8 protein-coding genes are annotated in these 13,727 nt (G+C 34.4%); 5 read left to right on the forward strand and 3 right to left on the reverse strand.

Annotated elements, in window-relative coordinates:
• Positions 1 to 136 precede the first annotated feature (136 nt).
• Positions 137 to 640 (forward strand): hypothetical protein, encoded by a 504-nt coding sequence (locus DMB65_RS07610; protein WP_110306233.1) that lies wholly within the window; start codon positions 137 to 139, stop codon positions 638 to 640.
• Between the two features lie 400 nt (positions 641 to 1,040).
• Here DMB65_RS07610 and DMB65_RS07615 read toward each other — a convergent pair whose 3' ends face one another.
• Positions 1,041 to 1,739 (reverse strand): DUF1826 domain-containing protein, encoded by a 699-nt coding sequence (locus DMB65_RS07615; RefSeq protein ID WP_110306052.1) that lies wholly within the window; start codon positions 1,737 to 1,739, stop codon positions 1,041 to 1,043.
• A gap of 469 nt (positions 1,740 to 2,208) precedes the next feature.
• Between DMB65_RS07615 and DMB65_RS07620 the strand changes: the two genes are divergently transcribed.
• The 4 genes from DMB65_RS07620 (at position 2,209) to DMB65_RS07635 (ending at position 12,116) form a co-directional block, all read left to right on the forward strand.
• A complete protein-coding gene (locus DMB65_RS07620) occupies positions 2,209 to 3,021 on the forward strand; it encodes an SDR family oxidoreductase (protein ID WP_110306053.1) in 813 nt (270 codons plus the stop codon).
• A 25-nt stretch (positions 3,022 to 3,046) separates the two neighbouring features.
• Positions 3,047 to 4,204, forward strand: coding sequence for a mannonate dehydratase (gene uxuA / locus DMB65_RS07625; protein WP_110306234.1), 1,158 nt, complete (start codon positions 3,047 to 3,049; stop codon positions 4,202 to 4,204).
• Between the two features lie 1,004 nt (positions 4,205 to 5,208).
• Positions 5,209 to 8,832: a helix-turn-helix domain-containing protein gene (locus DMB65_RS07630; protein ID WP_165834893.1), complete on the forward strand. Its 3,624-nt coding sequence runs from the start codon at positions 5,209 to 5,211 to the stop codon at positions 8,830 to 8,832.
• 293 nt (positions 8,833 to 9,125) lie between these two features.
• Entirely contained in the window at positions 9,126 to 12,116 is a 2,991-nt protein-coding gene (locus DMB65_RS07635) for a glycoside hydrolase family 2 protein (RefSeq protein ID WP_110306055.1), read from the forward strand.
• 118 nt (positions 12,117 to 12,234) lie between these two features.
• Here DMB65_RS07635 and DMB65_RS07640 read toward each other — a convergent pair whose 3' ends face one another.
• Positions 12,235 to 12,924 (reverse strand): SIMPL domain-containing protein, encoded by a 690-nt coding sequence (locus DMB65_RS07640; protein ID WP_110306056.1) that lies wholly within the window; start codon positions 12,922 to 12,924, stop codon positions 12,235 to 12,237.
• A gap of 52 nt (positions 12,925 to 12,976) precedes the next feature.
• Positions 12,977 to 13,615, reverse strand: coding sequence for a rhomboid family intramembrane serine protease (locus DMB65_RS07645; protein WP_110306057.1), 639 nt, complete (start codon positions 13,613 to 13,615; stop codon positions 12,977 to 12,979).
• Positions 13,616 to 13,727 lie beyond the last annotated feature (112 nt).

Consider the following 13,727-nt stretch of genomic DNA (forward strand, 5'->3'; position numbering starts at 1 on the left):
ATCAGACACATATAAATTATTATTCTTTTTTAAACTTAATAAAATCATTTTTTACGGGTCAGATCCATTTAGAAGTATTATTTTGGCACAGTATATGAATATTACCATTTACAGATTAACATTAAAATTATTAAAAATGAAAACAATCAAAATAGCAATCATTGGATTATTTCTAATCTTTGCAAATACCACGCAGGCTCAGGTATCAATAAATGTAAACATAGGAACTCCTCCGGCTTGGGGACCTGCAGGATATTTAGAAATGGAATATTATTATCTTCCGGACATAGAAGCTTACTATGATGTACGCGCCTCACAATTTATTTATTTTGGAGGTGGAAGATGGATTAGAACAAATTACCTTCCAAGAGCTTATAGAAATTATGACTTGTATAGTGGCTATAAAGTAGTATTAAATGATTACCATGGAAAAACTCCATATAAATATTTTGATCATCACAAAGTAAAATATTACAAAGGATACCATGGAGCACCTCAAAGATGTTATAAGCCGAGACCAGCTTATGTGCATAATGATCGCCGTAATGATAATCAGAAAAACTACAAACATTACGATAAGCATCACAATAGACATGATGGACATGAGAGGCATGATAATCATGATCATGGAAGAAGATAAAAATTTATCTTAATTTCAACAAAAGAGAGTACCTAATTCGTACTCTCTTTTGTTTTAACGATAAAATATTCAAAACCTGTTGAATATGCTTAACCTAAAACTTGTAAAACAGCATTGGTGAGAGAAAAATAATTATCAATAATTGTCGATCAGTATAATAACGAACAGATTTTTTTATAAGTAGTTAATTTCGGCTAGTTAAAAATTAAACCAAAATTAATGTACTCAGACATCAGAATATGGCGGAATTGTTTGCATTTTACTCATACTCATATAATCAGATCAAAATTGAGAGTAGTTTGGAAAATATAGTCTTTTTAAAACAAATTAAATGCCCCCCTTTTGGAATCATGACATCAAAAATCTTTTACAAATGTTTTCCTGTCGCTTCGAATAATTACTAACAAATCAATAACAAACGATATTCTCCTTCGTTTTCTATTGGTGCTCTGTGAATACATGGAAGGACTTGTTGCTCTGGATGATCTACGGCCAAACGCCACATATTCATTAATCCTAAATTAATAGGTTCTATATCCTCCTGTACCTGATAATGCAGATCGAAGTAATTCTTCTTCAAAAAGTTTTCGAATTCTTCGTCTGTACCATCATGCAACGCTTTTAGTTTTGTCCGAATTTCCGGGATTAAAATTTTTTGCTCTGCCTGAGAATTAGAAATAATATCACTTGCCGCTCCATGATAGGTACATAAAAAAGTATCTGTAGGTATTGCCGAACGATCAACATGAAACGAATAGACATCAGTAGATATAAAATCAAATTCGTTATCACGCTCATAACACTTCAGTAAATTAAGTAATGGCGAAGCTCCAAAATCAGCCAATATTTGTAAATCATTTAAAATTATTTGTCTTGCTATATTACCCTTCTCTGAGAGTTCTAACGCTATTAGGTCTTCGGGATAAACTTCCGTTATATTTTCTTTTAAAGATAACTTGACAACAATCTCGTTAAAATCGCCATCTAAATTTCTTTCCCAGCATAATGCATTCATTTCTCCCTTGAAATCTGTATTTACAAGTTCAGAGAAAGTAAATACTTTTCCAATTTGTCTGCTGTCAGAAAATGTATTATTCATAATTACAATAGTTTAAGATGACTGCTACTTCAAACAGTACAAAATTAGGTAATAGAAGTCAGTTGCTACATTTTTTCTATATTTTTTTTGAAATGATACATTTTTATTTCAAAAGTGCTATTTTTTTATTTAAGTTTTTATATACATTTGTAAAAGATACGTGTACGCACACGAATGTTTTAATAGTTTAATATTAGGAGCAAAAAAGGATTGTTATACACCAATTCGAAATAAGTAATCGAATTTATTTTTAGAAAGATAACAGCTTGTATCACGTTAATAATAAACCATGTGAAAAGAGTTTATCGCATTCAGAGAAATATTGCTACTCCTTATATTATGAAGATAAATAAAGATAGTAATTAAGTCAATTAGCTTTTACAAATGTGATTTTTCTAAATGCACCGGAAAAAACCCGGTATTTCATCTGAGATTGAAAATATTATAAACTATAAAATATAAAAGAAAAATGAATTCAATATTTAATTTAGAAGGAAAAATAGCACTTATTACAGGTGGTGCAGGTGTATTAGGAAGTAATATGGCTAAGGTTTTGGCTAAGCAGGGCGTTGTTACAGGGATTATGGGACAGACACTTGAGAAAGCACAAATTACCGTAACTGAAATAGAAAAAAAGGGAGGAAAAGCATTTGCAGTAAAAGGAAACGTTTTAAATCAGGAAGAACTGGAAGCCATTCGCGATATCATTATTGAGAAATATGGTCGTTTGGATATTCTGATTAACGCCGCCGGCGGTAATATGCCCGGAGCCACAATTGGACCGGACCAGGCGTTTTATAATTTAAAGACAGATCATTTACAAAAAGTACTTGACCTTAATATCATTGGAACTATCTTGCCAACACAAGTATTCTCTGAACTTTTTGCAATACAAAAAAACGGTATAATTATCAATATTTCTTCTGCATCTGCAGAACGTCCTTTAACAAGAGTAGTTGGTTATTCAGCTTCAAAAGCGGCTATTGATAACTTTACAAAATGGATGGCTGTTGAATTGGCTTCCAAATATGGAGAAGGAATTCGTGTGAATGCTATTGCTCCGGGATTTTTTATCGGTGAACAAAACAGGGCTTTATTACTGACTCCGGAGGGTGAATTAACTCCAAGAGGAATCAAGATTATTGACCATACACCTATGGGACGCTTTGGTGTTCCGGAAGATCTGGATGGGGTATTGCTTTTCTTATGCAGTGATATGTCTAAATTTGTTACCGGAACAATCATCAAAGTTGACGGAGGTTTTGGTGCTTCAAGTATTTAATTACAATTTAAAAAAATATAAAATTATGGAACAAACATGGAGATGGTACGGACCAAATGACCCTGTACAATTAGCTGATGCCAGACAAGCCGGTGCAACCGGAATCGTAACTGCTTTACACCACATCAAAAATGGACAGGTCTGGGAAGTGGAAGAAATCATGAAACGAAAAAATGAAGTTGAAGCAGCAGGATTGACTTTTTCTGTTGTAGAAAGTATTCCGGTGCATGAAGATATCAAAAAACAATCAGGTGATTACCTGAAATATATAGAAAACTACAAGCAAAGCATCAGAAACCTGGCAGCTTGCGGCGTTCAGATTGTTTGCTATAATTTCATGCCTGTTTTGGACTGGTCCAGAACTGATTTGTCATACGAAATGCCCGATGGTTCCAAAGCTTTACGGTTTGATGTCAATGAATTTGCTGCTTTTGAATTATTTATTTTAAAACGTCCCGGAGCAGAAGAAACATATACAGAAGCACAAAAAACTAAAGCTCAGGCAACTTTTGAAAAACTGACCGAGGCTGACAAAATAAAACTGCAGCAAAACATCATCGCAGGTTTACCTGGAGCCGAAGAATCTTATTCAGTTGAAGATTTCCTGAAAGTACTTCAGGGCTATGATGGTATAGATGCTAATCAATTAAAAGAAAATTTATATTATTTCTTACGTGAAATTGTACCAGTAGCCGAGAGTGCAGGTGTCAAATTGGCAATTCATCCTGACGATCCTCCGTACCCAATTTTAGGATTACCAAGAGTAGTGAGTACAGAAGCTGATTTAGTACAACTGTTAAATGCTATCGATTCTCCTTCCAATGGATTCTGTATGTGTACAGGATCTTACGGTGTAATTGCTCAAAATGATTTGTCGGGAATGATTGACCGTAATGGAGAAAAAATGAATTTTATCCATTTAAGAAGCACACAAAGAGATGAAGAAGGCAATTTCTATGAGGCCAATCATTTAGAAGGAGATGTAGATATGTATGAAGTTGTAAAGTCTATTTTAAAAATGGAACAACAAACCGGAAGAATTATTCCGATGCGTCCTGACCATGGTCATCAAATGCTGGATGACCTGAAGAAAAAAACAAATCCGGGATATTCAGGAATAGGCCGTTTAAGAGGTCTCGCCGAATTAAGAGGTTTGGAACTTGGAATTAAAAGAAGTTTATAAAACGATATTCCACCTTGATCTTTTATATAAAATGTCGAGGTGGATTTAGTCAAAATATCCCCATAGTAATAAAAGATCATAATTTGGTTTGATTGCCGTTAGTAATAATTTTTTCTACATCTTCATACAAAGTATCAATCGGGTCAATTGGTGTGGCAAGATGGATACACGCAGATTAATTTTGATCTCCATTTCAGAAAAATAATACAAATAATCACGGCTTTCAGTGATGTTTTTATGTAAATTGTATGAGTCTGCTATTTTCAGAATTATAAAATAGCGTTAAGCGCAGTTTGATTGAGTATAGTGTCTGCCTCCTTTTCTTCTTACAAAGTCTGTTGCAAGCAACTTCATCTTCTGCTAATGTAAGTGCAAAGGCAGCTAATGTACCATAAAAGAAGCTATTTGATAATGTTCTTTTTTTGCAATATGCTTATTCACTAATCTCTTACTGATCCTTGATCCGTCTCATCCATTATGCTCCCCCTTCCCTTATAAGACCTACCATTGCGTCGCAGTTTTTGCTGTGGCTTTTTCTCTGATTATTTCAAAAAACTGCTCTAATCTTTTGACCTGTGATTCTGTTACTAATGAATAAATAGCTATTAATTGTTCTTTTTATGTTTTTGCTTCTTAATTGATTTTGGTTTAACACCACTATTGATACTTCCCAATTTGAACTGATCTTCAACTTTATTAGCTAAATACAATAGAGAATGCCAAGACTCCCGTCGAATTGGGCTTTAATATTGGATATGAGGAATTATTAAAGAAAACTAAATCATAATTCTTGAATTTAAAGATTCTCTAATTGGTATATTTGGAAAATTGATTCCTAATTTGAAATAATTATGCTTGAAGAATTTGACTGCTCTATAATTAGAACAGGAAGTTTATATATTAGTAGCGTTTAAATAATAAACTTCATTCAGGGAATTGATACACAAACAACAGTTGTACTACGTAATATGCAAAGAAAAAAACATAAAAATTACTATAGCTTTTTGTTAATTATCTATTTTACGTGTTTAACGGCCTTAGATGCGCAAAACCTTTTTTTTGAAAAAATTTCCGGAAAAGAAATAACTCCCGTTACACCAATTCACGGAATTGCCAAAGACTCTGTAGGCTATATCTGGTTCGGAAGCTGGAATGGAGCATACAGGTATGATGGCAAAACATTTGACTTTTATTATCATAATCCAAACGATAAAACATCACTCCCTAATAATCGTATTCGTAATATTATTTCTGATAAAAAAAAAGGTTTGTGGTTTTTAACCTTTGACAGAAAATATGTTAAATTCAATTATGCACTGAATTCTTTTAAAATTGTTGACTCGATTTATGTTCCAAAATCTGTGGTGAAAGACCTTGGGAGTGATTCCAATTCAGCAAACAAAAATAAAATGATAGACGGGAAAAGATATTTTTTATCTTCTCATATTTTTACTTCAAATGAGCTGAGCTCCGGAAAGGAATATCAGTATACAGCCAATATCAATCATCCGGGATATTTACTGGATGATTATATAACCGACTTTTTTATCGATGAACAGCGCATTATATGGCTCGGAACCAGAGGAGGCGACATTTATAAAGCAAACCCCAACCGCAACCCTTTTGAAATGCATTACAGTTTTAGAAAAGGAAGCGTCAATACTAAATTAGCAACGGTAAGAGCGCTAACAAAATCCGGAGCAAAAGTCTGGCTGGGTACTGATGAAGGGATTCTGATCTACAAAAATGATGAATTGGATTCTGGTGACCCATTTTATAAATCCAATAACAGCATTAAGAATGTACGCAGTTTGTTCACAGATAATAAAGGGAGAATCTGGATTGGAGGAACCACCGGACTTGAATATTATGATCCTAAAACGAATCAGTGCAAACTTTTTATCAATAAAATTATGGCACCAAAATTAGGAACATGGTCTGTATTTTCATTAGAATACCACGGTTCCGGCTATTTGTGGGTTGGTCTCTATAACGGAATCGCCCGTGTCAATTTAGCCGATGACAGCATCCGTTTTTTTAATTTATCAAAAGAAATTAATCAACACAGCGTAATGGATATTTTGTCGGTCAGTAATCATGAACTCTGGCTGGCAACAGAAGGCAATGGTATTGTTTGTGTAAAATTGGCCTCTAATGGTAATGTAAAAAATGTAGTCCCGTTAAATTCATTTCAGAAAGGTTCCAAATACAATTCTTCAGACAATATCATATTTGCATTGCACAAGGACAAACACGGAAACATTTGGGCGGGTACCAGCGAGGGCTTAAATAAAATTTTGCTCTCCTCTGCTCCTATCCGGTTTGAAAAAATACAACTTTTTTCGGAAACCCCAAATTCTTATATATCCTCTATAACAGATGATAATCAGGGTAATCTTTGGATCGCCCATAAACAGGGAGTTTCGATGATTGATATTGGTTCCAATAAAATTTCAAATTACCAGAAAGAAGACCGGTTTGGCTTGTGGACATTTTCAGAGCGGGCTGTTTATAAAGATTCTTTTGAACACCAAATATATTTTGGAGGTAAGAATGGATATGTGGCTTTTAATCCTAATAAAATTAAAACCGTAATAGAAAATAACAGACTTATTTTTAAATCTTTGTATTTAAACAATGAAAAAGTGAGTCCAATGAAACTCATTAACGGAAAGCAGGTACTTAAAAAAGACCTTTCACAAACCAAAGAAATTCAGCTCGATTACGAAAACCGCAGTTTTACAATAGAATTGGCATCCCTGAATTACAACAAAACCAATAAAGAAATCTTTGAGTACAGGCTCGTAGGTTATGATGAGAAATGGATCAAAACCAGTTCTACTCATATTGTTTATAACAAAATAACGCCGGGTAACTATATTTTTAAAGCCAGAATTATATCCCTTAATGATATAAAATCCCCAATCCTTACTTTAGAAATAAACATTAGTGCTCCGTGGTATGATACGCTGCTGGCTAAGCTGTTGTTCTTGATCGTAATAATTGGTTCTGTTTATTGGATCTTTAAAGAGATTTTGTACAAGGAACGGCTAAAAAATGAAATCAAACTTTCAAAACTGAATACAGAGAAGCAGGAAGAAATAAATCGGGAGAAACTGGAGTTTTTTACCAATATTTCCCATGATTTAAAAACGCCTTTAACCCTGATTGCAGATCCTGTAAAACAATTAGAAAACAAAGATTTATCGCCAAATGAAAAAGCACTTTATTTTTCAATAATCAACAGAAATTTAAATTACCTGACCCGATTAATTCAGCAGATTTTAGATTTCAGGAAATCTGAAATTGGAAAATTAAAATTAAATACAAATACGCAGGATTTTAATATATTTATCGAAGAATGTTACAACACTTTTAAATATATAGCAGATAAACGCAATATTAATTTTAAACTTGAAGTAGATCAAACAACTCTGAATTGTTATTTAGATTTCGAAAAAACTGAGCAGATCCTGATTAATATAATATCCAATGCCTTAAAATACACACCCAACGGAGGTATCGTTTTGCTTTCGGCACAATTGAATAATAATACATTAGAAATTAGGGTTCAGGATAATGGCATCGGGATTGAATCAAAAGAATTAGAAAAAATATTTGAGCCTTTTAACAATTCAGGTCCTAACCCTTTCCACGGATATTCTTCGGGAATCGGCTTATCGCTGACCAAAAGCCTGGTCGAATTTTTAGATGGCGCAATTACTATTGAAAGTACTGTAGGACAAGGAACTACTGTAATCGTTTCATTACCGTTTAACGCTTCATCTGAAACACCTTTTATCTGCAGTAAACAAATATCAATTGCAACTTTAGAAGACAAATCATTTGATAATTTATCTATTGTACAGGATACTAACAATAAACTAACAGTACTTCTTGTTGAGGATAATCCTGACGTACAGGCCTATTTAAATAATGAATTATCAAATGAATATATTATAATTCAGGAATACAATGGAAAAAAAGGACTTGAAACAGCCATAGAGACCATTCCTGATATTATTATTTCGGACATTATGATGCCAGAAATGGAAGGAACTCAATTATGCCGGGCGCTTAAAATGAATGAAAACACCTGTCACATTCCAATACTCTTACTAACGGCAAAAGGATCTGATGAAAATCAGATTGAGGGGTATGAATTAGGTGCCGAAGCTTATGTAATGAAACCTTTCAGCGTAGAAGTTTTAAAGGCACAGATCAAAAGTGTACTGGAAAACAGGCTCATTCTGCAAAACAGACTGGCCCACATCAGCAGTATTCGTCAGCTTCAGGTTGAATCACCAAACCTGGACAAAGCTTTTCTGACCAAAACCGTTGATTTGATTAGCTCCCATATCGAAGAAACAGATTTTAGTGCTGAAATACTCGCAAATGAATTAAAAATCAGTCAGAGACAGTTATATAGAAAAATAAAAGCTGTTAGCGGCTGTACTGTTCATGAGTTTATTACAAAAGTCAGAATGGATCATGCCAAAAGCTTTCTTCTGAATTCAGACCTCAGTATTTCGCAGATTGCTTATAAAGTAGGTTTTTCAGAAGCCTCTAATTTTTCAAGAACATTCTCGAAACATTTTGGCTGCAGCCCTTCACAATATGGTAAATGAAAAGTACTGACATTTAATTTAATCTACGCTTCTTATTATTTTAAATTTCTTAACTGCTGATGATAAAAATCGTCAGCAGTTTTTTATTATGCCAACAAACAAACCTTATTAATTATCTATAAATCAAATCTATAAATATAAAAACAGTTTGTTATCATAAACTGACATGGCAGAATATGATAGGAATTGGCAAATTTTGATAGCAGAAAAACAGCATATAAAACTAAATTTGCCAAAGCTTCTCACCGTTTTTTAACAGAAGCCTAAAGATTACTAATTCATTAAGAACCAACATGACCAGAACGTTTTTTTATCCTCTCTTCACTTTATTACTTCTGCTTGCCAACTTTACATTTGCACAAAAACAAAATTCTGAGGGCAACAAATATAATTTTAATTATGACTGGAGACTTTTTACAGGTGATGATAATCAGGCAAAAAATGTGTCTTATAATGATAAAAACTGGACAAAAGTAAATCTTCCTTACGCCTGGAATCAGACAGAAGCTTTTAAAGTAGATATTACAAGATTATCAACAGGCATTGCATGGTACCGCAAATCATTTCAGCTTCCTGAAAAATCAAAAAATCAAAAAGTCTTCATCGAATTTGAAGGTGTAAGACAAATGGGGGAGATTTATGTAAATGGTGAATTCGTGGGAAGACATGAAAATGGCGCTATGGCTTTTGGTTTCGATATTACTCCTTTAGTAAAGCCTTTTCCTCAGGAAAATGTTATTGCCGTAAAAACAGATAACGACTGGAAATACAAGGAGAAAACTACTGGCTCGGGATTTCAGTGGAATGATAAAAACTTCAATGCTAATTACGGTGGCATTCCTAAGAATGTTTATCTGCATATAAAATCAAATGTATACCAAACCCTGCCTCTATTTTCAGGTTTGGGTACAACGGGTACTTACGTATATGCATCAGATATTGATATTTCAAAAAAGAAAGCCCTAATCAATGTTTTATCACAAGTTAAAAATGAGCAGTCAGTGGCTGTAAATGCACAATTAAAAATTAGTGTTGCAGACCTGGACGGAAAAGTGGTTGCAACTTTTACAGGAGAAACTGCTAAAATATATCCTAATGAAATAAAAGATTTAAAAGCCTCCAAAGCTTTGAATAACCTGAATTTCTGGAGCTGGGGTTACGGTTATCTATACAATATCAAAAGTGAATTGGTTGTAAACAATAAAGTTGTGGACCACACCACGATTCGCACTGGATTTCGAAAAACCAAATTCGAAAAAGGAATGATCTGGCTCAACGATCGTGTAATTATGATCCACGGTTATGCACAGCGAACGAGTAACGAATGGCCGTCATTAGGAATGTCAGTTCCGGCCTGGATGAGTGATTACAGCAACAGTAAGATGATCGAAAGTAACGGTAATCTGGTACGCTGGATGCACATTACGCCCTGGAAACAGGATGTTGAATCCTGTGACAGAGTTGGTTTAATTCAGGCAATGCCGGCAGGGGATTCTGAAAAAGATGTTACCGGAAGACGATGGGAACAGCGTACCGAGTTAATGCGCGATGCTATTATTTACAACCGAAACAATCCGAGTATTTTGTTCTACGAATGTGGCAATGAAAGCATTTCTGAAGAACACATGGCAGAAATGAAAGTCATTCGGGATAAGTACGACCCTAATGGAGGACGTGCCATAGGAAGCAGGGAAATGCTGGACAGCAAAATAGCGGAGTATGGCGGGGAAATGTTATATATCAACAAAAGTGCAAGACTTCCTTTTTGGGCCACAGAATACAGTCGTGACGAAGGTCTGCGCAAATACTGGGACGAGGAAACGCCACCTTTTCATAAGGAAGGAACGGGCGGTACAACGCATACCAATGTTAACGGAACAAAAGTAGCAGACGCAAGCGCCTATAATCATAATCAGGACACCCATGCCATAGAAAATGTAACACGCTGGTATGATTACTATCGGGAGCGTCCAGGAACGGGTGCAAGAGTAAGTTCGGGAGGTGTGAATATTATTTTCTCCGACAGTAATACGCATTTCAGAGGGGCTGAAAATTACAGAAGGAGCGGTGAAGTTGATCCGATGAGGATTCCTAAAGACGGTTTTTATGCCCATAAAGTCATGTGGGATGGATGGGTAGATATCGAAAGTCCAGGCGCTCATATTATTGGGCACTGGAACTATGACAGTGATATTACCAAAAAAGTTACTGTAGTATCATCTGCTGATACAGTAGAGTTATTTATTAACAACAAAAGCTTCGGAAAGGGCATTCAGTCCGACCGATTTTTATTCAGCTTCGACAATATAAAGTTTGAACCGGGAACTATTCATGCAGTTGGATATGACAGCACAGGTAAAAAAATCTGTGAAACGGAAATTAAAACCGCAGGCAAACCTGCAGCTGTTAAACTAACTCCCATTCAAAGACCAGGAGGAACATTCGCAGATGGCAATGATGTTGCAATTGTAGAAGTTGAAGTGGTAGATGACAAGGGAAACCGCTGTCCAACAGCATTGAATATGATCAATTTTGATGTTCAGGGACTGGGTACTTTTATTGGCGGAATAGCTCAGGGTCCGGATAATTACATCGGTTCGAAAAATATTCCTGTTGAATGTGGGGTTAACCGAATCATGGTAAGAGCCGGGGTAAAGCAAGGAGAAATTAAAATTAGTGCCTCTTCTGAAAATCTTAAAACCGGTACTTTGGTCATTAAAACTATTCCGGCAGACAGCAGAAAACTTGCCACAATTATGCCGGATTATAAACTGCCTTCTTATACCCAAAAAGGGCCGTCACCAAGTACGCCCTCTTTTAAAAAAACCAGAACACCGATTACTATAATTGATGCCAAAACAAATTCTAACCAGTCTGATGCAGCTAAAAGTTTTGATGATAACGAATTAACCGAATGGTCGAACAGTAAAGACGGAAGTCCGGTAATTGAATTTGAACTGGAACGTGAAGCTCTTATTAATCAGGCAGTAATAAAATTTGCAGGATGGAGAAGCAAAAAATATCCTATCCGGATTTATGTAAACGATAAGGAAGTATTTAATGGCACTACGCCAACCAGTTTAGGATATGTAACACTGGAATGCAAGCCTTCAAAAGGCAAAAAAGTGAGAATTGAACTGGCTGGCGTCACTAAAGACAGTAATGAAATCAATTTGGTTGAAATCACTGGTAAAGTGGACCAGGCCGGATTAAAATCAGGAGATAAAAAGAATGGCGAATTACCAATCGTAGAAGTAGAATTTTATGAGCCTCTTGACAAATAATCATAAAAACCCGAATCCCTAAAATAAATTAATCCCAAATTTTACTTTTATAGCGTAAAATTTGGGATTTTGATAGATTTTGTTTTAGTTATTGAAGTTCCAGATTAAGATTTTATAACTAATCTAAAATAAAACTAACACTTACATTTGCGGTTATTTCAATTTCTCCAATTGCAAGAGTTTCGTTTGAAGCACCGGCATCAGCTGATTCTTTCATTCTCATTGAAGCATACATAGGCTGTGGATGGTAAGTTTGTGAATTATCAGAAATAACAAATGCTTTTCCAACTTTTTGACCTACTACTGAAACATAATCTTCAGCTTTTGCTTTTGCATCTTTCATAGCTAATTTTCTGGCCTCAGACTGCAATTGGGCTTCTTTAGAGGATTCAAAAGTTACTTTATCAATACGATTGATTCCCTGTTGTACTAAACCCTCCATTAACTCGTCATATTTAGACAAATCTTTGACCACAATTTCAATGGTTTGTGTCGCATTATAACTTGTTTTCTTCTTTTCGTAATCATACTGCGGATTAAGCGCAACTTGTCTGGTTTTAAAATCAACTGTTGGGATATTCATTTTTTTAATGAATTTTAAAACAGCATCTATCTTTTCGTCGTTTTGTTTTTTGACCTCTTTAGCATTATTCCCTTTTGTTTCAACGGTTGCTGAAATACAAACCTGATCAGGTGCTACTTTTACTTTTCCTTCCCCATTAACACTAATTAGAGGAATTTGTTTATTTTCCTGACCGTAAGAAATGGTCATCAACATAATTGTTAAAAATAATACTAGTTTTTTCATTTTTGTTATATTTTAAATTATTGATAATGGCATTTCAAAAGTTATGCCAGCATTATAATTTATTCATTTTAGCCATTATGAAAAGTAGTATAATAGGAATTGCCAATGCAATTGTCATCAAGCTATGATCCATAATCAATGATGGTTCTTTTATCAAAGTAATCAAATAACCTCCTACAGCTCCTCCAAAATGTGCCGTATGACCAATATTGTCATTTTTGGCCTTCATTCCATAAATAGAATATAATAAATATAAAATTCCGAAAAGATAAGCAGGAACCGAAATAATAAAATATAAATCTATATTCGAATTTGGTTCAAGCAAAATCGCAGCATACAAAACTCCCGTAACAGCTCCCGAAGCGCCTACAGCACGATAACTATAATCATTTTTATGAAAAAGCATTGTAAGGAGACTTCCAAAAATTAAACTCCCAAAATAAACTAAAGCAAACGAATAATTACCTAGATAATCAATAACAGTAGGAGCAAAAAACCAAAGTGTCAGCATATTAAATGCTAAATGCATCATATCTACATGCAAAAAACCAGACGAAAGCATCCTGATTTGCTCTCCCGACCGAATACTTCCAACGTGAAATTCATACTTCCTGAAAAAATAAATATCATTGAAACCTTTATAACTAATAACAGCATTTGCAACGATAATACCTAATAAAATGATATTCATAAATAATAATTATTGTGAGTTGTAAATATAATCATTCTCCTAATAAAGGTTAGAGAATTACTAAAATTTAAAGTTGGCATTTTTTTTATTTTATCTTTGTGAAAAAAAGTTC

This window comes from Flavobacterium cheongpyeongense (genome assembly GCF_003202435.1).
Taxonomy (GTDB): domain Bacteria; phylum Bacteroidota; class Bacteroidia; order Flavobacteriales; family Flavobacteriaceae; genus Flavobacterium; species Flavobacterium cheongpyeongense.

What these genes read in the sequence shown, in the direction of transcription:
- DMB65_RS07615 (WP_110306052.1), bottom strand. Translation starts at nt 1,739, where the DNA reads ATGAATAATACATTTTCTGACAGCAGACAAATTGGAAAAGTATTTACT.
- DMB65_RS07645 (WP_110306057.1), bottom strand. Translation starts at nt 13,615, where the DNA reads ATGAATATCATTTTATTAGGTATTATCGTTGCAAATGCTGTTATTAGT.
- DMB65_RS07635 (WP_110306055.1), top strand. Translation starts at nt 9,126, where the DNA reads ATGACCAGAACGTTTTTTTATCCTCTCTTCACTTTATTACTTCTGCTT.
- DMB65_RS07620 (WP_110306053.1), top strand. Translation starts at nt 2,209, where the DNA reads ATGAATTCAATATTTAATTTAGAAGGAAAAATAGCACTTATTACAGGT.
- DMB65_RS07640 (WP_110306056.1), bottom strand. Translation starts at nt 12,924, where the DNA reads ATGAAAAAACTAGTATTATTTTTAACAATTATGTTGATGACCATTTCT.
- DMB65_RS07610 (WP_110306233.1), top strand. Translation starts at nt 137, where the DNA reads ATGAAAACAATCAAAATAGCAATCATTGGATTATTTCTAATCTTTGCA.
- uxuA (WP_110306234.1), top strand. Translation starts at nt 3,047, where the DNA reads ATGGAACAAACATGGAGATGGTACGGACCAAATGACCCTGTACAATTA.